Raw genomic sequence first — 24,758 nt, 5'->3', positions numbered from 1 at the left:
TCAGGCCAGGTGGCTTTCGCGATCGCGCAGCTCGGCGAAACTTTCGATGCTGCCGATATTGATGACGACCGGATTCAGGCTCGCGTTCGGCGACATCGAGCGCCAGGCGAACTGCCATTCCTTTTCCCGGGACAGTCCCAGGCTCTTCGAAAACGCGGCGCCCAGCGGCGAGCGCACGCCGTATTCGACCTGGCCGTCGATGCCGGCCCAGTTGGGCAGGGTACGCTGCACCGCACGGTGCAGGCGTTCGCCGAATTCTTCGGTGTTGTGGATCACCAGGCAGCGGTCGGCGGGGCTGAACACGTCGAACAGCTGCTTGTCCCAGGCCGTCGAAAACGACAGGGCCAGGAAGCCGCCGTCGGGCAGGAGGCGGAACTGGCCGCGCAGCGCGGCTTCGAGCTCGTCTTGCGGCGCATAACGGTACAGGGTCGGGGGGCGTTGGTAGTCGTGCATGCTTTACTCGATTATTTGGTAGGCGCCTGCTGGCGGGGATGCTGGAGCGACAGCATGGCCTGCATGCGCATGAAGCGCGAGGCGATGAGGATCTCGCGCAGGAAGTAGACGAAGCTGCTGATCAGGCCCAGCATCGCGAACACGAACAGTCCGGCGATGTACTGGTCCAGCGGCAGGTTAGTGGTGTCGCCCAGGAACAGCATCGCAATCACCAGGCAGACCATCAGGCCGCAGCCGGTGCTGGAGGTGATCGCCGTGTTGATCAGGTGCGAACGGACGTAGAGGGTTTCGAGTTCGGACGAGTCCTCGGTGCTTGGCCGCTCCTTGAGCCGGTCTTCGAGCACGCGGGTGCGGTCGATGATGCGCGCCAGCCGGTTGGTCAGCACGGTGAGCTTGGTCGCCACGCCGGTCAGCAGGAAGACCGGCGCGATCGCCAGCTGAATCACGTGGCCGATGTCGCTGATCTGGATATTCATGAAAAGGTGCGTGGTTGTAGGTTTTATTCGTAGTGTAGCAGCCGCGGAGCGGCCGCGGCGTCAGTCGAAGCGCCCGTGGCGCTTGAACTGCTCGGTCGCGCTCACCAGCGCGCGGGCGATGCCGATCTCGAGGGCGCCGTGGCCGCCGTCGGGAATCATGTGCAGCTTCGCGCCGGGCCAGGCCTGGTGCAGGCGCCAGGCCGACAGCGGCGGGCAGATCACGTCGTAGCGGCCCTGGACGATGGTCGCCGGCAGGTGGGCGATGCGGCCGATGTCGCGCACCAGCTGGTCTTCTTCCAGGAAGGCGCCGTGCAGCATGTAGTGCGACTCCAGGCGGCCGACGCCGAGGTCGAGCGCATCCGACGAGGCTTCCTCGGGCTGCGGCAGCAGGAACACGCGACGGCCCTCGAAACGGCTCCAGGCGCGCGCGGCCGGCCAGAACACGGCAGGGTCCTCGCACAGCAGGCGTTCGCAATAGGCCTTGAGCAGGTCGCCGCGCTCGGCCACCGGGATCGGGGCCACGAATTCCTCGTACAGCTCGGGATAGAACCACTTGACGCCGTTGATGAACCAGTCGACCTCAAGCTTCGTGCACAGGAAGATCCCGCGCAGCACGAAGCCGAGGCAGCGCTCGGGGTGGGCCTGGCCGTAGGCCAGCGCCAGCGTCGAACCCCAGGAGCCGCCGAACACCAGCCACTGCCGGATGCCGAACATGGCGCGCAGGCGCTCGATGTCGTCGATCAGCAGCTGGGTCGTGTTGTTGCGCCATTCGCCCAGCGGGGTCGACTTGCCCGCGCCGCGCTGGTCGAACAGGATCACGCGGTAGGCGTTCGGGTCGAAAAAGCGGCGATGCTGCGGCGACAGGCCGGCGCCCGGCCCGCCGTGCAGGAACAGCACCGGAATGCCGTTGGGGTTGCCGACTTCTTCCCAGTAGATCGTGTGCAGCTCGTCGACGGCGAGCATGCCCTGCCGGATGGGCTGGATCGGCGGGAACAGTGACGGCGGTGTGGCGGGCATGGCGACTCTACTCTCTCGGCAGGTGAACGCCGATTGTAGCCTACCGGGACGCCGTTTCAGAAGAAGGTATTCAGCGCCTGCGTGACGTTGTAGGCGTCGTCCACCGCCAGCAGCACCTGCCATTTGTCGAAGGTGGTGCAAGGGTGCGAGATGCCACAGCCGACCAGGTCGCCCACCTGCAGGCTGTTGCGGATCTCGCCTTCGGGCAGACGCAGGTAGGCGTGCTGGTCGTTCATCTTGGCGATCTCGCAGCCGGGCGGCAGGGCCGACGGCACCGCCGCGTCGCTGCCGGGACGGTGGCTGAACAGCGGAACCGGCAAGGCTTCGTCGTAGGAGGCGTCGCGCTTGCCCATCGTGAGGATCGCCAGGCCGGGTTCGGGGCGCGATTGCACCATGCTCCAGACTTCCAGGGCCGGGCGCAGGCCTTCGCCACGCGCTTCACGCGCGTCGAGCTGGGCCAGCAGGCGTTGATAGGAACCGTGGTCGCTGGTGAGATAGCAGCCGCTGCGCAGCACCGGACGCACGGGCCGCGACAGGCCGTCCACGCCGTGAAAACCGCGTGCCACCAGGTCGAAATAGGACGAGCCGCCGGCCGACAGCAGGATCTCGCCGCTGCCGAACAGGCCTTCGTGATCGGCCGTTTTGACCAGCTCGACCAGCTGGGCCAGGAAGGCATTCACGGCACGGATGTCGGCCTCGCGGTCTTTCGTCACCAGCAGGCCTTCGTAGCCTTCGAAGCCGGCCAGCACCAAGCCGGGGGCACTGGCGATCGCACGTGCCACCGCCAATGCTTCTTCGCTGGTCCTGCAACCGGCGCGCTTGCCGGCCAGGCCGAGTTCGACCAGCACCGGCAGGGATCTAGCCAGGCTGCGCGTCGTGACAGCCTGCGACAGACGCGCGACGCCCTCCAGCGAGTCAGCCAGCACGAAGCATTCGAAGTCGGGATCGTCGTGCAGCAGCGCCAGCACGGCCTCGATGTCGGCGCGTCCCACCAGCTGGTTCGCCAGCAGCACGCGGCGCACGTTGAAGCGGTGCGCCACGGCTACCTGCGTGGCGCTGGCCAGCGTGATGCCCCAGGCGCCATTCGCCAGCTGGGCCGCGAACAGCTGCGGGCTCATGGTGGTCTTGCCGTGCGGGGCGAGCGTGGCGCCGTGGCGCTCGCAAAACGCCTTCATCCAGGCGAGATTGTGCAGCAGCGCCGATTCCTTCAGCAGCGCCACCGGGAAGGAGGTGTCGCCGCGCAGCACGTTCCAGCCCTGCACGCCGATCGCGCCCTGGCGCAGGGCTTCGGTGAGTGGCAGGCCCTTGGTGCCGGGCGGAAGCAGTTGTTCGTCGAGGCAGGACAGGGCAAGGCCGTCGCGGGGCAAGGTGTGCATGGCAGCGCTTTGTAAATGGTGAAGATGCGAATATTTTAATCGCGCGCGCGCGTGGCAGACCGCGAAAAAAAAGCACCGCCGCGGCGGTGCTCTTCCTTGCGCGCGAGCGCGGCAATCACTGCATGTGCTGCCCGCCGTTGATCGCGATGTTTGCGCCAGTCACAAACGCCGCTTCATCCGACGACAGATAAGCCACCAGGCCGGCCACTTCTTCCGGCTTGCCCAGGCGGCCCATCGGGATCTGCGGGATGATCTTGGTTTCCAGGACTTCGCTCGGGATGTCCATCACCATCTTGGTGCCGATGTAGCCCGGCGAGATGGTGTTGACGGTCACGCCCTTGCGCGCCACTTCGTAGGCCAGGGCCTTGGTGAAGCCGTGCATGCCGGCCTTGGCCGCCGAATAGTTGGTCTGGCCGAAGGCGCCCTTCTGGCCGTTGACCGACGAGATGTTGATGATCCGGCCCCAGCCGCGTTCAACCATGCCGTCGCAGACCGGCTTGGTCATGTTGAACACGGAATCCAGGTTGGTCTTCATGACCGCGTCCCAGTTCGGCTTGTCCATCTTCTTGAAGGTCATGTCGCGCGTGATGCCGGCGTTGTTCACCAGCACGTCCACCGGGCCGACTTCTTGTTCGACCTGGCGCACGCAGGCCTGGGCCGAGTCGTAGTCCGACACGTCGCAGGCATAGGCCTTGAAATCATAGCCCTGCTCTTTCATCTGGCTCAGCCAGGAATCCGCCTTCTTGTTCCCCGGCGAAAAGGTAGTGACGACCTTATAACCCAAAGCGGCCAGCTTGATGCACACCGCTTCGCCCAGGCCGCCCATGCCGCCAGTCACTAATGCTACTCGTGCCATTGTCTTCTCCAGTTTTATTTGTCAGTCACTACTTTCGTACACATCCAGCGAATCAGTCGCGTTCGACCGCCAGCGCCACGCCCATGCCGCCGCCGATGCACAGGCTGGCCAGCCCGCGCTTGGCGTCGCGGCGCACCATCTCGTGCAGCAGGGTGACCAGCACGCGGCAGCCGGAAGCGCCGATCGGGTGGCCCAGCGCGATCGCGCCGCCGTTCACGTTGATCTTCGACGTATCCCAGCCCATTTCCTTGTTGACCGCGATGGCTTGGGCCGCGAAGGCCTCGTTGATTTCCATCAGGTCGACGTCTGCGTGGGTCCAGCCGGCCTTCTGCAGGCACAGGCGGGTGGCCGAGACCGGTCCCATGCCCATGATCGACGGGTCCAGGCCGGCCGACGAGTAGGCCTTGATGCGCGCCAGCGGGGTCAGGCCCAGTTCTTTGGCCTTCGAGGCGCTCATCATGATGACGGCGGCCGCGCCGTCGTTCAGGCCGGATGCGTTGCCGGCGGTGACGGTGCCCTCTTTATTGAAGGCGGGACGCAGGCCGGACAGCGCCTCCAGGGTCGAGCCGTGCTTCGGGTATTCGTCGGTGTCGAAGATGGTCGGGCCCTTCTTGGAGGGAATCTCGACCGGGATGATCTCGTCCTTGAACTTGCCTTCTTTTTGTGCGGCCTCGGCCTTGAGCTGGGACTGCAGCGCGAATTCATCCTGCTCGGCGCGCGAGACTTCGTACTTGCGTGCGACGTTCTCGGCGGTGACGCCCATGTGGTACTGGTTGTACACGTCCCACAGGCCGTCGACGATCATGGTGTCGACCAGCTTGGCGTCGCCCATGCGGAAACCGTCGCGCGAGCCGTTCAGCACGTGCGGCGAGGCGCTCATGTTTTCCTGGCCACCGGCGATGACGATGTCGGCGTCGCCGCAGCGGATGGCCTGGGCCGCCAGGTGGGTGGCCTTCAGGCCGCTGCCGCAGACCATGTTGATGGTCTGCGCCGGCACCATGTCGGGCAGCCCGCCCTTGATGACGGCCTGGCGCGCCGGGTTCTGGCCGGCGCCGGCGGTGAGGACTTGTCCCATGATGACCTCGCTGACCGAGGCGGGATCGATGCCGGTCTTGGCCAGCAGTTGGCGGATCACGTGCGCGCCGAGCTCGGCGGCAGGAATCTTGGCCAGTGTGCCGCCGAACTTGCCGACCGGCGTGCGGCCAGCGGCCACGATGACGACGTCTTCCATTTGGATCTCCCTAGTTCCGGCGTGGCCGGTGAATTGTTGAGACAGCTGGTTGCGAAACCATGCATGTTACGGGGGGTGCGGTGCTGATGTTTAAGCAAAATCAATCTTATCAGCTTATTCACCGATTACAACCGCGGAATGACAGGCTTGCAATCAGCCTGCTGAGCTTATTTTGAACGGTCGCTGCAACACTTATTTCTACTAGGAATCATGCGTACGTAAAGCCCTTTCGGTCAAATTTCACAGTAGAATGCACGAGCGCAACGCCAACCAGACTGTTTTATGCTCAGAACGCCATCCTCACTGCCTATCGAAATCAAGATCTCGACGGTCGTCGCCATTTCGACGATCCTGCATTCGGCCGACCCGGCCACGATCGATGCTGCGCTGAGCCAGATGACCGGTGGGGTCTCGGACTTCTTCGAGGACGAATTCGCGGTGATCGACGTCGCCGCCATCGCCCATGAAGCCACGGCCATCGACTGGCCCGCCTTGGTGGCGCTGCTGAAGAAATACCGCCTGAACGCGGTCGCCGTGCGCGGCGCCGGCCCGGAGATGGCAGAGGCGATCCGCGCCCACGGCCTGTCGCTGGACGACGGCTCGAGCGGCGTGCGTGCGCCCGAAGAGAAGGAATTGCCGGCCGCCGCTGCACTGGCCCCGGCCCCTGCTCCGGAACCGGCCCCGGTAGCAGCGGCCCCTGTTCCTGCGCCGCCGGTGGCGGCCATGATCATCGACACCCCGGTGCGCGCCGGCCAGCGCATCTATGCGCGCGGCACTGACCTGATCATTACCGCGGTCGTCAACAATGGCGCGGAAATCATCGCCGACGGCAGCATCCACGTGTATGCCCCGCTGAACGGCCGGGCACTGGCGGGCGCCTCCGGCAATCCGGAAGCGCGCATCTTCGCCCTGTCGATGCAGCCGGAACTGGTGTCGATCGCCGGCGTGTACCGAACCTTCGACGACGGGTTCCCCAACGACCTGACGCGCCAGCCCGCGCAGATCAAGCTGGTCGGCGACCGGCTTGCCATCTCCTCGCTGGCGCCGGCCACGTCGCGCTGATCCGTCAAACGTTTGATCCGCAGATACTGCTAGAACTGTAAAGGACCTTTTTGTGGCACGAATTATTGTTGTGACGTCCGGCAAGGGCGGTGTGGGCAAAACCACTTCGAGCGCGAGCTTCTCCAGCGGCCTGGCCCTGCGCGGCCACAAGACCGCGGTCATCGACTTCGACGTCGGCCTGCGCAACCTCGACCTGATCATGGGCTGCGAACGCCGGGTGGTCTACGACCTGATCAACGTGATCAATGGCGAGGCGACCCTGAACCAGGCGCTGATCAAGGACAAGCACACCGAGAACCTGTTCATCCTGCCGGCTTCGCAAACGCGCGACAAGGATGCGCTGAGCGAAGAGGGCGTGGAACGCGTCCTGAACGACCTGGTGCAGATGGGCTTCGAATTCATCATCTGCGATTCGCCGGCCGGCATCGAGCACGGCGCCCTGATGGCCCTGACCTTCGCCGACGAAGCGATCATCGTCACCAACCCGGAAGTGTCCTCGGTGCGCGACTCGGACCGCATCCTCGGCATCATCCAGGCCAAGTCGCGCCGCGCCCAGAGCGGTTCGGAGCCGGTCAAGGAACACCTCTTGATCACCCGCTACTCGCCGAAGCGCGTCGAAGCCGACGAGATGCTGTCCTACCAGGACGTGCAGGAAATCCTGCGCATCCCGCTGATCGGCATCATCCCGGAATCGGAATCGGTGCTGCACGCCTCGAACCAGGGCAACCCGGCGATCCATTTCAAGGGCACCGACGTGGCCGAAGCCTACGAGGACGTGATCGCCCGTTTCCTGGGCGAAGACCGCCCGCTGCGTTTCACCAACTACGAAAAGCCGGGCCTGTTCCAGCGCATTTTTGGAGCCAAGTGATATGCCACTGCTCAATTTCCTCTTTCCGAAAAAAGAGAAGAGCGCGACAGCTGCCAAGGAGCGCCTGCAGATCATCATCGCCCGCGAGCGTACCAATCGCGCCGGACCGGACTTCCTGCCGGCCCTGCACCGCGAGCTGATCGAGGTGATTTCGAAGTACACTAAGGTCAGCGCGGACGACATCAAGATCTCGCTCGACCGCCAGGGCAACCTGGAAGTGCTCGACGTGAACGTGGTGCTGCCGGACGCTTGATTGTCTGGTGTTTTTATAAACAAATGCCCGCTTGATGCGGGCATTTGTTTAGCTACACCGGCACCTGGGCCGTCCCCGAATCGACCACCTTCGCCTTCTGCAACTCCCGCGCCACCTTGGCGCAGGCTTCCACGTGCTGGTTCCCCATCTTGCGGAACAGCGCGAAGCCGATCGCCGCCGACGCCACTTGGCCCGCGATCGGCACCACCTTGGTCACCGTCTTGGCCGCGATCTTCAGCCCGGCGCGCTTGAACAGCTGCAGCACCAGGGCCTTGGTCACCAGTTTCCCGACCAGCATGCCGCCGACCGAGGCCGCCGCCTGGTAGGCCAGCACCCGCAGGCGCGGATTCAAGCGCTCGATCTGCTGCTGGCTCAGGCCGAACTCCTTGTTGACTTCCTCGACCAGCACTGTGAAGGTGGTCAGGTCCGACAGGATGTCCACGCCCGGCAGCGGCACCGCCGCCACCCCGGCCGACACCAGGGCCCGCTTGCGCACCATCTCGCGGCAGCGCTCGCGCACGGTCTCGATCTCGGCGCCGCTCACCGGCACGAGGGGCGCTTCGGTCGGACCACCGTCCTTTTTTTTGCGTCGAAACAACATAATCGCCTCCCGTTCAAGTTGTGTGGACAAGTGTAACGCCCCCGGGCGTTTCTCCTTAACACAACAGATCTAATTTCCGGAACGCAAATTCGTTATTTTGCTGTAGCGCTATTTTGTGAAAGTCTGCTATATTCGGTTTAACCCTTGTAGGAGCCTTCCTACAAGAGCAACCTTACCAGTAGATGTCCTATGAAGATCGCCGTTCTTGAACAAGACCGCAGCCAGGCTGAACTCATTTGCCAGGTGCTGACGGCCGCAGGTCACAGCTGCCAGCCGTACGACAGCGCCAAGGAATGCCTCGCGCAATTGCGCAAGGAAAATGCCGACATGCTGGTCATGGACTGGAACGTCCCTGATCTGGAAGGCGCCGAAGTCCTGCGCCGTGCCAAGGAAAAGATGGCGGCAAATGCGCCGATCATCTTCCTGGTCGGCAACAATGCCGAAGACGACATCATCGCCGGCGTCACTGCGGGCGCCGACGACTACCTGGTCAAGCCGCTGCGCCGCGGCGAGCTGGTGGCACGCGTCTCGGCCCTGCTGCGCCGCGCCTACCCGTCGCAGAACAGTGCCGAGCAGCTGCAATTCGGCCCCTTCACCTTCGAAACCCGCCCGGGGCGCCTGCTCAAGGATGGTTCGATCATCGACGTCACCCAGAAGGAATTCTCGCTGGCGCTGCTGTTCTTCCGTAACATCGGCCGCCCGCTGTCGCGCGCCTACATTCACGAATCGGTCTGGGTACGCGATACCGACGTGCCTTCGCGCACCATGGACACCCATGTCTCGCGCGTGCGCAACAAGCTCAGCCTGCGTCCGGAAAACGGCTTCCGCCTGGTGCCGGTCTACAGCTACGGCTACCGCCTTGAAAAGCTGGGCGCTTAACATTGCGCCAACAGGGCGGCCGGCCCCGGCCGCCCGCTGAAACCCTTCTCGCGTAAGGGTATAATGGGCGCAACCCTGTCGACCCTGTCCCACCATGCAACTGCTTGCCGTTGGCCTGAACCACACGACCGCACCGGTCTCGCTGCGCGAGCAGCTGGCGCTCGCGCCTGACCAGCTCGGCAAGGCGGTACAGGCGGCGCGTGGCTGGTTCGCGCGCCAGGGCGCTGGTGGCGATGAGGCTGCGATCCTGTCGACCTGCAACCGCACCGAGATGTACGCGGCCAGCGACATCGCCAACCCGCTCGATGCCTCGGCCCAGTTCCTGGCCCACTACCACGCCCTGAATTTCGCCGAGCTGCGCCCCCATCTTTATATGCTGCCGCAGGACAGCGCGGTGCGCCATGCCTTCCGGGTCGCTTCCGGGCTCGATTCGATGGTGCTGGGCGAGCCGCAGATCCTCGGCCAGATGAAGGATGCGGTGCGCACCGCCGAGGAAGCCGGCGGCCTGGGCACCTACCTGCACCAGTTGTTCCAGCGCAGCTTCGCGGTCGCGAAGGAAGTACGCACTACCACCGAAATCGGCGCCCACAGCGTCTCCATGGCAGCCGCCGCGGTCCGCCTGTCGCAGCGCATCTTCGACCGCATCGCCGACCAGCACGTGCTGTTCATCGGCGCCGGCGAGATGATCGAGCTGTGCGCGGCCCACTTCGCGGCCCAGAACCCGAAGTCCGTCACCATCGCCAACCGCACGATGGAGCGCGGCCAGGCCCTGGCCACCCGCTACAACGGCGAGGCGATTCGCCTGGCCGACCTGCCCGAGCGCCTGCAGCATTTCGACATCGTGATCTCGTGCACCGCCTCGACCCTGCCGCTGATCGGCCTGGGCATGGTCGAGCGCGCAATCAAGGCGCGCCGCCACCGCCCGGTGTTCATGGCCGACCTGGCCGTGCCGCGCGATATCGAGCCCGAAGTCGCGCGCCTGGACGACGTCTTCCTGTACACCGTCGACGACCTCGCCCAGGTGGTCCAGACCGGCATCGAGAGCCGCCAGGCCGCTGTCGCCCAGGCCGAAGCCATCATCGAGACGCGCGTGCAATCCTTCATGCACTGGGTCGGCGACCGCGCCATGGTGCCGGTGATCCGCGACCTGCACGAGTCGAGCGAGGCCCTGCGCCTGGCCGAACTCGAACGCGCCCGTAAGCTCCTGGCGCGCGGCGACGACCCCGAAGCCGTGCTCGAGGCGCTGTCGCGAGGCCTCACCGCCAAGTTCCTGCACGGTCCGCAGCAGGCGCTGCACCATGCCCAGGGCGACGAGCGCGCCCGCCTCGCCAGCCTGTTGCCCCAGCTGTTCCGCAGCCGCCGTTAGCGGCCTTCCCCGTTTGCCCGCGTCCCTGCACGGACGCATCCGGCCGTCCCCTGCGGCTTTCCGAACCCCTTACCGAACACGCCTATGAAACCATCGATGCTGGCCAAGCTGGACCAACTGGCCAACCGACTCGTCGAACTGGACGAACTGCTCATGTCCGAAGGCGCCACCGCCAACATGGACAGCTACCGCAAGATGACCCGCGAGCATGCCGAGCTGTCGCCGCTGGTCGCCCTGTACCGTCAGTACGGCGCGGCCCAGGACGACATCGCGGCGGCCCAGGAGATGGCGCAGGATCCGGAGATGAAGGACTTCGCCCAGGAAGAGATCGAAGAAGCAAAGGGCCGCCTGGCCGCGCTGGATCTCGAGCTGCAGAAAATGCTGCTGCCGAAGGACGTCAACGACGAGCGCAACATCTTCCTCGAGATCCGCGCCGGCACCGGCGGCGACGAGTCGGCCCTGTTCGCCGGCGACCTGCTGCGCATGTACACCCGCTTCGCGGAGCGCAACCGCTGGCAGGTCGAGGTGGTGTCGGAATCGGTGTCCGACCTGGGCGGCTACCGCGAAGTCATCGTGCGCATCATCGGCAACGGCGTGTACTCGAAACTGAAATTCGAATCGGGCGGCCACCGCGTGCAGCGCGTTCCCGCCACCGAGACGCAAGGCCGCATCCACACCTCGGCCTGCACCGTGGCCGTGATGCCGGAAGCCGACGAGGTCGAGGACGTCAACATCAACCCGGCCGACCTGCGCATCGACACCTACCGCGCTTCCGGCGCCGGCGGGCAGCACATCAACAAGACCGATTCGGCGGTGCGCATCACCCACCTGCCGACCGGGATCGTGGTGGAATGCCAGGACGACCGCAGCCAGCACAAGAACAAGGCCCAGGCGCTGAAGGTGCTGGCGGCGCGCATCAAGGACGTGCAACTGCGCGAGCAGCAGTCGAAAGAGGCGGCCACCCGCAAGAGCCTGATCGGCTCGGGCGACCGCAGCGAGCGGATCCGCACCTATAACTTCCCGCAGGGCCGCCTGACCGACCACCGCATCAACCTGACCTTGTACAAGCTGGACTTCATCATGGACGGCGACCTGCTTGACCTGACCAATGCGCTGGCGGCCGAGCACCAGGCGGAGCTGCTGGCGGCCTTGGGTGATTGATGCGAGAATGCCCCGTCCGAACAACCCCTACAAGTAAGCACCCATGCTGCCTTCCAACCGCCAGATCCTGTTCGCCATCTCGTCGATCTGCTTCGCGCTGATCGGCGTCGCCCTCTACCTGCAGCACATCCAGGAGATGCTGCCCTGCCCGCTGTGCGTGATCCAGCGCTACATGTTCCTGGCGATCGGCGTGGCGACCCTGGTGGCGGCCATCAGCGGCAAGGTCCGCGAAGGCAGCATACTGGCCCTGCTGGCGGCCTTCGGCGGCCTGTACGCGGTCGGCAAGCACCTGTACGTGATCGCCAATCCGGGCTTCAGCTGCGGCATCGACCCGATGGAGACCTTCCTCAACAAGATCCCGACCGCCGAATACCTGCCCTGGCTGTTCCGCGCCGACGGCCTGTGCGAAGGCGCCACCGATTCGCTGCTGGGCCTCGCGATCCCGCAGTGGTCGGCGGTCTGGTTCGTGGTGCTGACCGCGCTGCTGGCCTTCGTCCTGCTGCGTAACAAGCGCGCATGACGCCAGCCTTGCAGGCCGGAGCGACCATCCGGCAGCTCCAGGCAGCGCTGCCGCTCGACCCGCTGGAAAACCGTATCCTGCTGTGCCATGCGCTGGGCCTGCCGCGCGTGGCCCTGATCACCCAGTCCGAACGCGCCCTCAGCGCCGACGAAGCCGCGCGCCTCGGCGCCCTGGTGCAGCGCCGCCTGGACGGCGAACCGATCGCCTACATCGTGGGCGAACGCGAATTCTTCGGCCTGCCCTTCAAGGTCGGCCCCGGCGTGCTGATTCCCCGCCCCGACACCGAACTGATCGTCGAGCTGGCGCTGGAGCGCCTGCCGCAGGGTGGGCGCCTGCTCGACATGGGTACCGGCAGCGGCGCCATCGCCGTGGCCTGTGCCCACACCCGCAAGGACGCCGACGTGACCGCGCTCGACCTCAGCGACGCGGCGCTGGTCATCGCGCGTGCCAATGCCGCCGCCAACGGGGCGACCGTGCGCTTCCTGCGCAGCGACTGGTTCGCGGCCGTGGGTGAGGAGCGTTTCGATATCATCGCCTCGAACCCGCCCTACATCGCGGCGGGCGACGAGCACCTGTCGCAGGGCGACCTGCGCTTCGAGCCACCCGGCGCCCTGACCGACCATGCCGACGGGCTGTCGGCCCTGCGCAGCATTATCGCGGGGGCCCCTACCCACCTGGCGCCCGGCGGCTGGCTGCTGCTCGAGCATGGCTACGACCAGTCTGCGGCCGTGCGTGCGCTGCTGGCGGCGCGCGGCTTCGGCGAGGTGCAGAGCTGGCGCGACCTGTCCGGCATCGAACGCGTCAGCGGCGGCCGCATTTTCTGACGGGCGCACCGCCGAAAACAGCCTTGTTAAAATGACCAGCCCACTTTCAGGGCCCGGTATGCGCAAATTCTTCGCCTCGATCGTCCTGCTCGCTCCCTTCGTCTGCGGCGCCGCCGACACGACGGCGGAGGACGCGCGCCGCCTGTTCGAGCGCGAATGGCAGTGGCAGCTGCGCCAGCAGCCCGAGTACGCGACCGCCATCGGCGAGCACCGCTACGACGCCTTCCTTTCCGATACCAGCCTGGACGCGCGCGCCGCCGCCATCGAACACACGCGCGAGGTCCTGCAGGAAGCGCGCCAGCTCGAGCGCGCGGAACTCGCGGGCCAGGACCTGCTGTCCTACGACCTGTTCATCGCCCAGCGCGAACGTGCCCTTGCGCTGAACGCTTTTACCCCCTTCGATCCGCAGCCGCTCAGCAGCGCGGACGGCCTGCACGTCCGCCTGCCGCGGCTGGTGGCGGCAATGCCGTTCACGAACGAAGCCGACTACCGCAACTACCTGTCCCGCCTCGGCGCCCTGCCCGCCCATGTGGATGGCCTGGTCGAGCAGCTGCGCGCCGGCATGGCCGCCGGATGGACCGTGCCGAAAACGGCGATGGCGCCGGTGCCGCCGGCCCTGCATGCGCTGCACGAGGACATCGCCGCCGGCCCCCTGTTCGCACCCTTCCTGCGCATCCCGGCCAGCATCGAGCCGGAGGCGCGCGAAAAACTGCTGGTGGACGGCATCTCGGCGCTCGCCGATGCCGCCCAGGCCCTGCACCGCCTGGAAGAGTTCATCCGCAACGACTACCTGCCGGCGGCGCGCGAGACCATCGGCGCTTCCAGCCTGCCCGGCGGCGCCGATTGGTATGCCTTTGTGGTGCGCAACGCGACCACCACGCGCCTGACGCCGGCCCAGGTACATGCCATCGGCCTGCGCGAAGTCACGCGCCTGCGCGCCTCGATGGCGGCGCTGGTGCCGCGTACCGGTTTCCGCGGCAGCCTGGAGCAGTTCCTGGTGTTTGCGCGCAGCGACCGGCGCCTGTTCTTCCCGAACCAGGAAACCCTGCTGGCCCGCTACCGCAAGGCCGTGACGCGTGCGCGCGCCAGGCTGCCGAAGGTCGTGGCGACGGTCCCGGAGGCGGACATCGCGGTCAAGCCGATGTCCCAGGATGGTCCCGGCCAGCCGCTCGCCTATTACGAGGCAGGCAGCGACAGCCGCAGCGCCGCGCTGGTGGTGAACGTGTCGCAGCCGGGCACGCGGCCGGTCTGGCAGGTCGACAGCGTGGCCCTGCACGAAGCCGTACCGGGCCACCACCTGCAGGTGGCGCGCGCCCAGGCGCTGGGGCTGCCCGCCTTCCGGCGCCATGGCTGGTACGAAGCCTTCGGCGAAGGCTGGGCCACCTATGCCGAAAGCCTCGGTCCCGAACTGGGCTTTTTCGACGACCCGTTCTCGCGCTTCGGCCACCTGAACGAAGAGATGCTGCGCGCGGCGCGGCTGGTGGTGGACACCGGCATCCATGCACTGGGCTGGTCGCGCAAGCAGGCGATCGATTACCTGAACACCCATACCGCCAATCCCCCGCAGGACAACGAGGCGGAAGTCGACCGGTATATCGCCCAGCCGGCGCAGGCGCTCGGCTACAAGATCGGCCAGCTGCGCATTGCCGCGCTGCGCGAGCGGGCCGGCGCGGTGCTGGGCCGGCGCTTCGACCTGCGGCGTTTCCACGATGCGGTGCTGGCCGGCGGCGCCTTGCCGCTGGACGAACTCCAGCGCCAGGTCGAGCGCTGGATCCTGAGCGAAAAAGAGGCAGCGAAACCGGCTCCCGCCGTTGCCGCCGCGGGCTCCCGGAAGGAATGAGGCAGTCGCCGACGCACTGCGCGTTTTTCGGTTAATCTCTGCTCCAATCCGCATTGGCAGTATAAGAAAGGAAACCCCCGTGTCGAACCAACTACAGCGCCGCCTTGCCCTGCTCGATGATGACGACCACCGCGCCCTGCTGGGCCAGGGCCTGCGCGGCATCGAACGCGAAACCCTGCGCGTGGACCGGCACGGCCACCTGGCGCGTACCCCGCACCCGATCCAGCTCGGTTCGGCACTGACCCATCCGCAGATCACCACCGACTACGCGGAAGCCCTGCTGGAGTTCATCACGCCGGCCGAGCACGACATCTCGGTCGTACTGAACCACCTCGACGCCATCCACCGCTTCGCCCATGCGCGCCTGGACAAGGAGATGCTGTGGAGCGTGTCGATGCCGGGCGAACTGCCGTCCGAGGAAGAGATCGAGATCGCCTGGTACGGCAAGTCCAACCTGGGCATGCTCAAGCACGTCTACCGGCGCGGCCTGGCGCTGCGCTACGGGAAGGCGATGCAGTGCATCTCCGGCATCCATTACAACTACTCGCTGCCGGAAAAGCTGTGGACCCTGGTCGCCGCCAGCGAAGGCATTGCCGAGGAGCGCCGCCATGCGCTGCGCGACTTCCAGTCCGAGAGCTATATCGCGACGATCCGCAACTTCCGCCGCTACAGCTGGCTGCTGATGTACCTGTTCGGCGCCACCCCGGCCCTGACCACCAGCTTCCTGCGCGGCCGTCCGCACAAGCTGGAAACCTTATCAAGCGACACGCTCTACCTGCCCTACGCGACCAGCCTGCGCATGAGCGACCTCGGTTACCAGAACGACGCCCAGGCCGGCCTGCGCCCGCACGAGAACAGCCTGGAAAGCTATGTCACCAGCCTGATGTGCGCGGTGAACACGCCCTACGAGCCCTATGCGGAGATCGGCACCAAGAAGGACGGCGAGTGGATCCAGCTGTCGACCAATGTGCTGCAGATCGAGAACGAGTACTACTCGACGATCCGTCCGAAGCGCGTGATCCGCACCGGCGAGCGTCCGGTGCAGGCGCTGTGCAACCGCGGCGTGCAGTACATCGAGGTGCGCTGCCTCGACGTCGACCCCTTCGAGCCGGTCGGCATCAGCCTGGAAACCGGCCGCTTCCTCGACGCCTTCCTGCTGTTCTGCGCCTTCGAAGAGAGCCCCCTGATCAGCGCCCACGAAGGCCAGGTCCATGCGCGCAACTTCGCCCGCACCGTGAAGGAAGGCCGCGATCCCGCCCTGACGCTCACCCGCGACGGCCTCGAGGTCCCGCTCAAGGAATGGGCGCTGGAGCTGGTCGAGCGCATCCGCCCGGTGGCGCAGCTGCTGGACGACCAGCACAATGAGGGCAACGTGCACGAGTCCTCGCTCAACCTGCAGAAGGCCAAGATCATCAACCCGGCGCTGACCCCGTCGGCGCGCGTGCTGGAAGAGATCCGCAGCCTCGGTTCGGCCAAGGCCTTCGGCCTGCGCCAGAGCGAACTGCACGCCGCCAGCTTCCGCGACAGCCCCCTGATGCCGGCCGAGGAAGCGCTGTTCGACGAGATGGCCGAGAAATCGCTGGCCGACCAGGCCGCGATCGAGACGGCGGACAGCGGCAGCTTCGATGACTTCGTGGCGGCCTACAACAGCAGTACCCTGTGCGGCAACCACTAGCCGCGAGGGCGGGGTGCTCACTTTTTATAACGAACACCATGCCCACGGAATGGGCAGCCGGCCTGCGCCGGGGGCGCTAGCCTCCGTGCTGGCGGAGCTGGAACGGCGCGGCCTGGGGCGCATCGTGACCCCGCACGGCGTGCCCCTGGTGTCGCTCGAACGCGTGCACACGCCGCGCTACCTGCACTTCCTGCGCACCGCATGGAGCGAGTGGGTCGCGATCGATCCGGCCAACGCCAGGCGCGAGCTCTTGCCCACTACCTGGCCGGCGCGCGGCATGCGCGACGATATCGAGCCGCTCGATGTTCATGCGCGTGCAGGACTGTTCGTTTCCGACGCGCGCACACCGGTGACCAGCGGCACCTGGACCGCGGCCAAGACCGGCGCCGACTGCGCGGTCAATGCCGCGCACGCGCTGCGCGTGGGCGAACGCGGCAGCTTCGCCCTCACCAGTCCGCCCGGCCACCATGCGGGCGCCGACTGGTGCGGCGGCGGCGGCTTCCTGAACAATGCGGCGCTGGCGGCCCAGCACCTGCGTGACGACGGCCTGCAGCGCGTTGCCATCCTCGACATCGGCCTGCACCACGGCCACGGCACCCAGCAGATCTTCTACGGCCGCAGCGACGTGCTGTTCGTCTCGCTCCACCTCGATCCGCGCGCCGCCTATCCGTTCTACGCCGGCCATGCCGACGAAACCGGCGCCGGCGCGGGGCTCGGCTATACGATGAACCTGCCGCTGGACGCGGGCAGCAGCGGCGCGCAGTGGTTCGCCGCGCTGGAAACGGCCTGCGTCAAGCTGGCCATGTTCCGCCCGGAGGCGCTGGTGGTATCGCTTGGCGGCGGCCTCGGTGCAGGCTTCGGCCTGCAGGGCGGCGACTTCCTGCGCATTGGCGAACGCATCGCCCACCTGGAGCTGCCCACCACCTTCATGTTCGAGGACTTGCAGGCAAGCGCCTCCGGTGTTGACACCGTCAACGTCCTCGAAGGCTTCGAAACCGCCGCCTGAGCGCGGCATTCCTACCTGCTCAACACCACGCACCCACCATGATCGACTGGCAGTTCTCCCATTTCAACGACCTTTCCCCCGCCGACCTGTACGAAGTACTGCGCCAGCGCCAGGACGTCTTCATCCTCGAACAGACCTGCCTCTATCCCGACATCGACGGCCTCGACCCGGTGGCGCACCACCTGCTCGGCTGGCGCACGGTCGACGGCGAGCGCCGGCTGGCCGCCTACCTGCGCGTGCTCGGCCCCGGCGTGAAGTACGAGGAGATGTCGCTCGGCCGCGTCATCACCACGCAAGCCGCGCGCGGCACCGGAGCCGGACGCGCCCTGCTGGAACGCGGCATCGCCTGTGCCGAAAGCCTGTACCCGGGCCACCGCATCCGCATCGGCGCCCAGCAGTACCTCGAGAAGTTCTACGCCGGCTTCGGCTTCGACACCGTCTCCGCGCCGTATGACGAAGACGGCATCATGCACATCGATATGCTGCGCTAGCGCGCTGTGGGACAAGCCTGCGAGAAGCCGAGGCTTTCGCGCTTGCCCGGCTTGCGCCACCCCGCCAGCAGGACCAGCCCGGCCGCCAGCAGCGCATAGCTGCCCGGCTCGGGTACCGCGGAGACCAGGTCCAGCCGCACCGAGAGGCATTCGTCCCCCCGGCAGGCCTTGCCGAGGATCTGTTGCGCGTCGTTGATGTCGTAGGCTTCCACGATTGTCCAGCCGTTCGCGTCCTGGATCAGCCCGTTCAGCTTGCTCATCGCGCCGCCGGCGTAGAGAAACGCATCCATCTCCTCGCTCCCAGCATATTGCGCCCAGCCGACCACCATCCCGGCATTGTTGATGGCTTTCGCCTCGCCCGATGCGATGTCGCCGAGTTGACGCATGCTGCCGTCGGTGTAGATGAACGGCAGCCTGGCGTCAGCCGCGTCGGTACTCCAGCCGACGACCTGACCGGCATCGTTGATGTCGTTGGCGAAGCTGTCCCAGCCTCCGAGGCTGCCCAGGTCGTGCATGCTTCCGTCCTGGTACAGGAAAGCATGCCCGCTCCAGGGCGAATCGGCGCCCTCGTAGGTCGAGCTGCCCACGACCTGTCCATGCCTGTTGATGGCCGTGGCGACGGACCAGATTTCCCAGCCCTGCAGGGTGCCGAGCATGCGTACGCTGCCGTTGGCGTCCACCCAGGCATGCTGGTCGCCGCCCCAGGTGGCGTATTCGCCGGCCACCTGGCCCAGGTCGTTCAGGCCATTCGCACGCCCGGTCTGGAATTCTCCGAGCACCGGTCCGGCGTGACGCAGCGTGCCGGAGGTATACAGGAAGGGCTGGCCGTTTTCCCCGTTCAGGGCACCGGCCACGTCCCCACGGCCGTTGATCGCAAAGCCGTAGCTGCCCGCACCGAGTCCGAGATCGGTGAGCGAAGCGCCATCCCAGATGCTCACCCCCGCGCTGGTATTGCCGACGATACGGCCTGCACCGTTCATGGCCCTGGCATCGAAGCCGGCTGGCAGGAACGAGATTGCATAGATCGGTTCCGCGACTGCCATGACCGGGCAAGCCAGCAGCGCCAGCAGGCATCCAAGCGTGATTTTTCCTGACATCATGACCGCCCCTTAGCGTTATTCGAATAACAAGCATGCGGCGGTCATGAAAGGGCGCTCTGCGCTAGCTCAGGCGGGCACAAAGTTCGTCGTTTGATGTGTGAACGGGAAGGGCCGACGCCGACCGCGCCTCCCTGTACTCATCGGCGCGGCTGCGTCGCCAGCCGGCCGGCCGTGCACACGATCAGTGCCGCGAGCAACAACCAGCCGTCCGGCTCGGCTTGTACGGCCTGAAGCGGCAGGCAGGCCGCGGGCGCCACAGTCGCAGAAACGGACGGGACGGCAAGGAAGAGTGGCAGAACAGGAAGGAAACGCATGGCGCACCGGCAGGGGCATCGGGAACAGCAGCATCGGGCATGCGGCGGGCCCGGCCTGTGCGCCAGCGCAGGCGTGCGCGCAAAAAAAAACCCGGGCGGCGCCCGGGTCTCTCTCGGCTTGCAGTGTTACTCCACCTTGGTCAGGGTGATTTCGAAGACCAGGCCATTGTTGCCCGGAATACCGTTGGAGCCGCCGGCGCCGTAGCCCAGGCTGGCCGGCACTTCGATGGTGCGCTTGCCGCCCACCTTCATGCCGGTCACGCCCTGCTCGAAGCCCGGGATCACGGCATTGGTGCCCAGCTTGAACGAGAAGGAATTCGACTCCAGGCGGGTGCCCTTGTGGTCGGCCGTCGTGGCGTTGTACAGCCACAGGGTGTAGGTCACGGTGGCGGTCTTGCCGCTGACGGCTTCGGCGCCGGTGCCGAGCACGTCGTCCTTCTTGACCAGCGCGGTCGGGTTGTTCGGGTTCACGATGGGGGCGCTGGAATCGCCGCCGCCACCGCCGCAGGCGGTCAGGCTGAGGATGGCGACGAAGGCGGCGATCAGGGGGAACTTCAGCTTCATGGATGGTCCTTAAGGGAGATGCGGAATAAATAAAGCGAAACACCGCACCTTAGCTCATCCGTTCGTCACCGTGTGTCGACCCTTTGTATTTTTCTGTAATTCACTAAATTTCCACCTGCGTACCCAGCTCGATCACGCGGTTCGGCGGGATCTGGTAATAGTCCGCGGCGGCGCGGGCGTTGCGCGACAACATCGCGAACAGGTGCTCGCGCCATGGCGCCATGCCGCGGCCCGGGGTCGAGATCACGGTCTGGCGCGCGATGAAGAACGAGGTCTCCATCATCTCGAAGCTCAAGCCCAGCCCGGCGCATTGGCGCAGGATGCCCGGAATGTCCGGCTCGTCCTTGAAACCGTAGCGGACGTTGAGCTGGAAGCAGTTGTGGCCGAGTTCCACTACGTCGACCTGCTGTTCCAGCGGCACCCAGGGCTCCTCGAGCATGGACACCGTCAGGAACACGACGCGTTCATGCAAGACCTTGTTATGCGAGAGGTTGTGCAGCAGGGCGTGCGGCACGCCGTCGCTTTCGCCGCGCAGGAACAGCGCGGTACCGGGCACGCGCGCGGGCGGCGCCACGAACAGCGATTCCATGAAGGCTTCCAGCGGGATCGCGTGCTTTTCCAGGTTCTCGAACACCAGTTCGCGGCCGCGCTTCCAGGTCAGCATCAGGGTCAGCAGGATCGTGCCGAGCAGCAGCGGGAACCAGCCGCCGTGGAACAGCTTGAGCGAGGTCGACGCGAACAGCAGGATGTCGATCACCAGGAAGAAGCCGGTCGCCAGCAGGCATACCGCCAGCGGCAGGCGCCAGCGGTAGCGGGTGACGAAGAAGGTCAGGATGGTGGTCGCCATCATGGTCGCGGTCACCGCGATGCCGTAGGCGCCGGCCAGCTCGTCCGAGGAACCGAAACCGATCACCGCGATCAGCACGATCGCCAGCTGCGCCCAGTTGACGGCCGGGATGTAGATCTGGCCGATCTCGCTTTCCGAGGTGTGCAGGATGCGCATGCGCGGCAGCAGGCCGAGCGCGATCGCCTGCTTGGTCATCGAATAGGTACCGGAAATGGTCGCCTGCGACGCGATCACGGCCGCCATGGTCGACAGGATCACCAGCGGGATCACGCTCCAGGTGCCGAGCTGGTGGAAGAAGGGGTTCTCGACCGCGGTCGGGTCGGTGATCAGGAGGCCGCCCTGGCCGAGGTAGTTCAGCACCAGCGCCGGGAAGGCGATCGCGAACCAGGCCAGGCGGATCGGCTTGCGCCCGAAGTGGCCCATGTCGGCGTACAGCGCCTCGGCCCCGGTGATCGCCAACACCACGGCGCCCAGCGCGACGAAGGCCAGGAATTTGTTATCGAGCATGAAGCGCAGCGCATGCCAGGGATTGAGCGCTTCCAGGATGACCGGGGCTGCAATGATGTTGATGACGCCCATCACGGCCAGCGTGATGAACCAGACCAGCATGACCGGCCCGAAGAAGCGGCCGATGCCGGCGGTGCCGTGGCGCTGCACGCTGTACAGGCCCACCAGCACGACCACGGCGAGCGGTACCACGTAGTGCGACATGCCCGGCGCCGCTACTTCCAGGCCTTCGATCGCACCCAGCACCGAGATCGCCGGCGTGATCACGCTGTCGCCATAGAACATGGTGGCGCCCAGCACGCCGATGACGAGCAGCGGGAAATACCAGCGCGAGGCCTTCGACACCGAATTGGTGGCCAGCGCCATCAGGGCCATGATCCCGCCTTCGCCGCGGTTGTCGGCGCGCAGCACCAGCGTGACGTACTTGAGCGAGACGATGATCGTCAGGCTCCAGAAAATCAGGGAAATGATGCCGAGGATGTTGGGGGTGGTGAGGGGGAGGCCGTGTTCTTCGTCGAAGATCGCACGCAGGGTGTAGAGGGGGCTGGTGCCGATATCGCCGTAGACGATGCCGACGGCGGCCAGCGTCAGCGCCGCAACGCTGCTCTTCTTGTTTTCGGTACTCAAGGTTGCACCATTGTTCTGTTCTTGGTGCAGCGCACCATAAAATAACGACAAGAAAATTGCAAGAAGATTTCGTCTTGAATGATATACCGGCCAAAACGTGGCCTTCACCTGCAGAGATATTGCGCATCAGGGATAATGTGACCCCAGCAATCGCCCTCCTCTTCCCATGCGCTCCGGTATCCTGTCCGCCGCCCTCGCCTTCCTGTGCTGGGGCCTGTTCCCTATTTATTTCCACGCGCTCGGCGACGTGCCGCCGATGCAGATCCTGGCGCATCGGGTACTGTGGTCGCTCGCTTTTCTTCTGCTGGTGCTGGGCTTCCGCCGCCAGTGGAAATGGCTCGCGATCGTGCGCCAGCCGCGCGTCTTCTGGAGCTTCGTCGCGTCCGCCCTCCTGCTATCGGCCAACTGGCTGGTCTACATCTGGGCGGTCAAGAACGGCCACGTGATCGAAGCGAGCCTCGGCTACTTCATCAATCCGCTGGTGAACATCATGTTCGGCTACCTGCTGCTGAAGGAACGCATGCGCCCGGCGCAATGGGGCGCGATCGCGATCGCGGCGCTGGGCGTCGGCTGGCTGACCTGGCAGTCGGGCACGGTGCCCTGGATCGCCCTGTTCCTGGCGGCCTCCTTCGGCGGCTACGGCCTGCTGCGCAAGACCGCGGCGCTCGGCGCGCTGGAAGGCCTGTCCTTCGAGACCATGGTGCTGTTCCCGTTCGCGGCCGCCTATGTCGGCTGGCTGAGCATGAACGGCGATAACGCCTTCCTGAATGCGCCGCTGGACTCCACCCGCATCCTCTTGATCATGGCGGGGCCGATCACGGCGATCCCGCTGCTGCTGTTCGCCGCCGGCGCGCGCAAGATCCCCTTGTCGATCCTGGGCCTGCTGCAGTACCTGTCGCCGACCATCCAGTTCATGCTGGGCGTGTGGCTGTTCCACGAAGCCTTCAGCAGCGACCGCCTGGTCGGCTTCCTGATGATCTGGGCCGCGCTGGCGCTGTTCGGCGGCGAAGGCCTGTGGCGCAGCCGATCATCGAAGACCGCCTGATTTCTCCGCCCGGACGCAAAAAGCTCGTGTCCGGCGCGGGTTCTGTCGTATCCTGTGCACCTTAAACAACACCAGAGTCAAAGCATGGCCAATTACGTCTATACCATGAACCGCGTGGGCAAAATCGTCCCACCGAAACGCCAAATCCTGAAAGATATTTCCCTGTCCTTCTTCCCGGGTGCGAAGATCGGCGTGCTGGGCCTGAACGGCTCGGGCAAGTCGACCCTGCTGAAGATCATGGCCGGCATCGACACCGACATCCAGGGCGAAGCGCGCCCGATGCCGGGCCTGAACATCGGCTACCTGCCGCAGGAACCGCAGCTCGATCCGGAAAAGACCGTGCGCCAGGAAGTGGAATCGGGCCTGGGCGAAGCCTTCGAAGCCCAGGCCAAGCTGGAAGCCGTGTACGCCGCCTATGCGGAAGAAGACGCGGACTTCGACGCCCTCGCCAAGGAGCAGGAGCGCCTGGAATCGATCATCGCCGCAGCCGACGGCGGCAACCTGAACCTGCAGATGGAAATGGCCGCCGACGCGCTGCGCCTGCCGCCGTGGGACCAGAAGATCAGCGTGCTGTCGGGCGGTGAAAAGCGCCGCGTGGCGCTGTGCAAGCTGCTGCTGTCCAAGCCGGACATGCTGCTGCTCGACGAACCGACCAACCACCTGGACGCCGAATCGGTCGAGTGGCTGGAGCAATTCCTGCTGCGCTTCCCGGGCACCGTGGTGGGCATCACCCACGACCGCTACTTCCTCGACAATGCCGCCGAGTGGATCCTGGAACTGGACCGCGGTTCGGGCATCCCATGGAAGGGTAATTACTCGTCCTGGCTGGACCAGAAGCAGGCCCGCCTGAAGCAGGAAGAAGCGACCGAATCGGCACGCCAGAAGGCCTTGCAGAAGGAACTCGAATGGTCGCGCCAGAACCCGAAGGCACGCCAGGCCAAGTCGAAGGCCCGCCTGGCCCGCTTCAACGAGCTGAGCGAATACGAATACCAGAAGCGCAACGAGACCCAGGAGATCTTCATCCCCGTGGCCGAGCGCCTGGGCAATGAAGTCATCGAGTTCAAGAACGTCTCGAAGGCATTCGGCGACCGCCTGCTGATCGACAACCTGTCCTTCACCGTGCCGCCGGGCGCGATCGTCGGCATCATCGGCCCGAACGGCGCCGGTAAGTCGACCCTGTTCAAGATGATCGCCGGCAAAGAGCAGCCGGACAGCGGCGAAGTCGTGATCGGCAAGACCGCCAAGGTCTCGCTGGTCGACCAGCACCGCGACGAACTGGCCAACAACAAGACCGTGTTCGAAGACGTCACCGGCGGCGCCGACATGCTGTCCGTGGGCCGCTTCGAAATGCCGTCGCGCGCCTACCTCGGCCGCTTCAACTTCAAGGGCTCGGACCAGCAAAAGGTGGTCGGCAACCTGTCGGGCGGTGAACGCGGCCGACTGCACCTGGCCAAGACCCTGCTGCAGGGCGGCAACGTGCTGCTGCTGGACGAACCGTCGAACGACCTCGACGTGGAAACCCTGCGCGCACTGGAAGACGCCCTGCTCGAGTTCGCCGGCAGCGTGATGGTGATCTCGCACGATCGCTGGTTCCTGGACCGCATCGCGACCCACATCCTGGCCTTCGAAGGCAATTCGCAGGTTACCTTCTTCGACGGTAACTACCAGGAATACGAAGCCGACAAGAAGAAGCGCCTGGGCGAAGAAGGTGCCAAGCCGAAGCGTATCCGCTACAAGCCGCTGACGACCTGAGCTCATCAGTAAGTGTTTGTTTCATAAATGAAAACCCCGCTCATGCG

Annotated in this window: 24 protein-coding genes; 14 read left to right on the top strand and 10 right to left on the bottom strand. The window is 65.7% G+C overall.

Annotation, left to right across the window (positions count from 1 at the left end):
• The 6 genes from ACSQ25_RS23430 to ACSQ25_RS23405 form a co-directional block, all read right to left on the bottom strand.
• A complete protein-coding gene (locus ACSQ25_RS23430; protein ID WP_436108150.1) occupies positions 1-453 on the bottom strand; it encodes a hypothetical protein in 453 nt (150 codons plus the stop codon).
• Between the two features lie 11 nt (positions 454-464).
• Positions 465-929, bottom strand: a complete 465-nt coding sequence (locus tag ACSQ25_RS23425) for a DUF2721 domain-containing protein (RefSeq protein ID WP_436108149.1) — start codon at positions 927-929, stop codon at positions 465-467.
• A gap of 60 nt (positions 930-989) precedes the next feature.
• Positions 990-1,946, bottom strand: a complete 957-nt coding sequence (pip, locus tag ACSQ25_RS23420) for a prolyl aminopeptidase (protein WP_436108148.1) — start codon at positions 1,944-1,946, stop codon at positions 990-992.
• Positions 1,947-2,002: 56 nt separating this feature from the next.
• Complete coding sequence (locus tag ACSQ25_RS23415) at positions 2,003-3,322, bottom strand: amino acid deaminase (RefSeq protein ID WP_436108147.1); 1,320 nt, start codon at positions 3,320-3,322, stop codon at positions 2,003-2,005.
• A 115-nt stretch (positions 3,323-3,437) separates the two neighbouring features.
• Positions 3,438-4,178 carry a beta-ketoacyl-ACP reductase gene (locus ACSQ25_RS23410; RefSeq protein WP_436108146.1) on the bottom strand — a complete coding sequence of 247 codons (741 nt, stop codon included), beginning with the start codon at positions 4,176-4,178 and terminating at the stop codon, positions 3,438-3,440.
• 52 nt (positions 4,179-4,230) lie between these two features.
• Positions 4,231-5,409, bottom strand: coding sequence for an acetyl-CoA C-acetyltransferase (locus ACSQ25_RS23405; protein WP_436108145.1), 1,179 nt, complete (start codon positions 5,407-5,409; stop codon positions 4,231-4,233).
• 282 nt (positions 5,410-5,691) lie between these two features.
• Here ACSQ25_RS23405 and minC point away from each other — a divergent pair, with 282 nt between their 5' ends.
• From minC to minE, 3 genes are read left to right on the top strand one after another with little or no spacing between them, the layout of a single operon-like run.
• Entirely contained in the window at positions 5,692-6,471 is a 780-nt protein-coding gene (gene minC / locus ACSQ25_RS23400) for a septum site-determining protein MinC (RefSeq protein WP_436108144.1), read from the top strand.
• Between the two features lie 52 nt (positions 6,472-6,523).
• The gene (minD, locus tag ACSQ25_RS23395; RefSeq protein ID WP_436108143.1) at positions 6,524-7,339 is read left to right on the top strand and encodes a septum site-determining protein MinD; all 816 of its coding nucleotides are present in this window, start codon (positions 6,524-6,526) and stop codon (positions 7,337-7,339) included.
• Position 7,340: 1 nt separating this feature from the next.
• Positions 7,341-7,592: a cell division topological specificity factor MinE gene (gene minE / locus ACSQ25_RS23390; RefSeq protein WP_231059021.1), complete on the top strand. Its 252-nt coding sequence runs from the start codon at positions 7,341-7,343 to the stop codon at positions 7,590-7,592.
• Between the two features lie 52 nt (positions 7,593-7,644).
• Here the strand turns inward: minE and ACSQ25_RS23385 are convergent, their stop codons facing one another.
• The gene (locus ACSQ25_RS23385; protein ID WP_436108142.1) at positions 7,645-8,193 is read right to left on the bottom strand and encodes a hypothetical protein; all 549 of its coding nucleotides are present in this window, start codon (positions 8,191-8,193) and stop codon (positions 7,645-7,647) included.
• Positions 8,194-8,382: 189 nt separating this feature from the next.
• Between ACSQ25_RS23385 and ACSQ25_RS23380 the strand changes: the two genes are divergently transcribed.
• The 9 genes from ACSQ25_RS23380 (at position 8,383) to ACSQ25_RS23340 (ending at position 17,955) form a co-directional block, all read left to right on the top strand.
• Positions 8,383-9,072, top strand: coding sequence for a response regulator transcription factor (locus tag ACSQ25_RS23380; RefSeq protein ID WP_436108141.1), 690 nt, complete (start codon positions 8,383-8,385; stop codon positions 9,070-9,072).
• 94 nt (positions 9,073-9,166) lie between these two features.
• Positions 9,167-10,438, top strand: coding sequence for a glutamyl-tRNA reductase (gene hemA / locus ACSQ25_RS23375; RefSeq protein ID WP_436108140.1), 1,272 nt, complete (start codon positions 9,167-9,169; stop codon positions 10,436-10,438).
• Between the two features lie 84 nt (positions 10,439-10,522).
• Positions 10,523-11,599, top strand: a complete 1,077-nt coding sequence (gene prfA / locus ACSQ25_RS23370) for a peptide chain release factor 1 (RefSeq protein ID WP_436108139.1) — start codon at positions 10,523-10,525, stop codon at positions 11,597-11,599.
• A 46-nt stretch (positions 11,600-11,645) separates the two neighbouring features.
• Positions 11,646-12,119: a disulfide bond formation protein B gene (locus ACSQ25_RS23365; protein WP_436108281.1), complete on the top strand. Its 474-nt coding sequence runs from the start codon at positions 11,646-11,648 to the stop codon at positions 12,117-12,119.
• Entirely contained in the window at positions 12,116-12,943 is an 828-nt protein-coding gene (gene prmC / locus ACSQ25_RS23360; RefSeq protein ID WP_436108138.1) for a peptide chain release factor N(5)-glutamine methyltransferase, read from the top strand. Before ACSQ25_RS23365 ends, prmC begins: the two co-directional genes overlap by 4 nt.
• Before the next feature lie 58 nt (positions 12,944-13,001).
• Positions 13,002-14,783 carry a DUF885 domain-containing protein gene (locus ACSQ25_RS23355; RefSeq protein ID WP_436108137.1) on the top strand — a complete coding sequence of 594 codons (1,782 nt, stop codon included), beginning with the start codon at positions 13,002-13,004 and terminating at the stop codon, positions 14,781-14,783.
• Positions 14,784-14,862: 79 nt separating this feature from the next.
• Positions 14,863-16,458, top strand: a complete 1,596-nt coding sequence (gene gshA, locus ACSQ25_RS23350) for a glutamate--cysteine ligase (RefSeq protein WP_436108136.1) — start codon at positions 14,863-14,865, stop codon at positions 16,456-16,458.
• A gap of 13 nt (positions 16,459-16,471) precedes the next feature.
• The gene (locus ACSQ25_RS23345; RefSeq protein WP_436108135.1) at positions 16,472-17,464 is read left to right on the top strand and encodes a histone deacetylase family protein; all 993 of its coding nucleotides are present in this window, start codon (positions 16,472-16,474) and stop codon (positions 17,462-17,464) included.
• 38 nt (positions 17,465-17,502) lie between these two features.
• Positions 17,503-17,955, top strand: a complete 453-nt coding sequence (locus ACSQ25_RS23340; protein ID WP_436108134.1) for a GNAT family N-acetyltransferase — start codon at positions 17,503-17,505, stop codon at positions 17,953-17,955.
• Here ACSQ25_RS23340 and ACSQ25_RS23335 read toward each other — a convergent pair.
• From ACSQ25_RS23335 to ACSQ25_RS23325, 3 genes are all read right to left on the bottom strand, one after another.
• Positions 17,952-19,055 carry a DUF3466 family protein gene (locus ACSQ25_RS23335; RefSeq protein ID WP_436108133.1) on the bottom strand — a complete coding sequence of 368 codons (1,104 nt, stop codon included), beginning with the start codon at positions 19,053-19,055 and terminating at the stop codon, positions 17,952-17,954. The two genes, ACSQ25_RS23340 and ACSQ25_RS23335, sit on opposite strands and share 4 nt — an antisense overlap.
• A gap of 440 nt (positions 19,056-19,495) precedes the next feature.
• The gene (locus ACSQ25_RS23330; RefSeq protein ID WP_436108132.1) at positions 19,496-19,933 is read right to left on the bottom strand and encodes an FKBP-type peptidyl-prolyl cis-trans isomerase; all 438 of its coding nucleotides are present in this window, start codon (positions 19,931-19,933) and stop codon (positions 19,496-19,498) included.
• 103 nt (positions 19,934-20,036) lie between these two features.
• Positions 20,037-21,914 (bottom strand): potassium transporter Kup, encoded by a 1,878-nt coding sequence (locus tag ACSQ25_RS23325; protein WP_436108131.1) that lies wholly within the window; start codon positions 21,912-21,914, stop codon positions 20,037-20,039.
• 166 nt (positions 21,915-22,080) lie between these two features.
• Here ACSQ25_RS23325 and rarD point away from each other — a divergent pair, with 166 nt between their 5' ends.
• The gene (rarD, locus tag ACSQ25_RS23320) at positions 22,081-22,959 is read left to right on the top strand and encodes an EamA family transporter RarD (RefSeq protein ID WP_436108130.1); all 879 of its coding nucleotides are present in this window, start codon (positions 22,081-22,083) and stop codon (positions 22,957-22,959) included.
• Positions 22,960-23,043: 84 nt separating this feature from the next.
• A complete protein-coding gene (gene ettA / locus ACSQ25_RS23315; RefSeq protein ID WP_436108129.1) occupies positions 23,044-24,711 on the top strand; it encodes an energy-dependent translational throttle protein EttA in 1,668 nt (555 codons plus the stop codon).
• Positions 24,712-24,758: the final 47 nt, after the last annotated feature.

It is taken from the genome of Massilia sp. LjRoot122 (genome assembly GCF_964252725.1).
Taxonomy (GTDB): Bacteria; Pseudomonadota; Gammaproteobacteria; order Burkholderiales; family Burkholderiaceae_D; genus Telluria.
The sequence above is the reverse complement of the archived record's forward strand: the minus strand, read 5'-3'. Positions and strand labels throughout refer to the sequence as shown.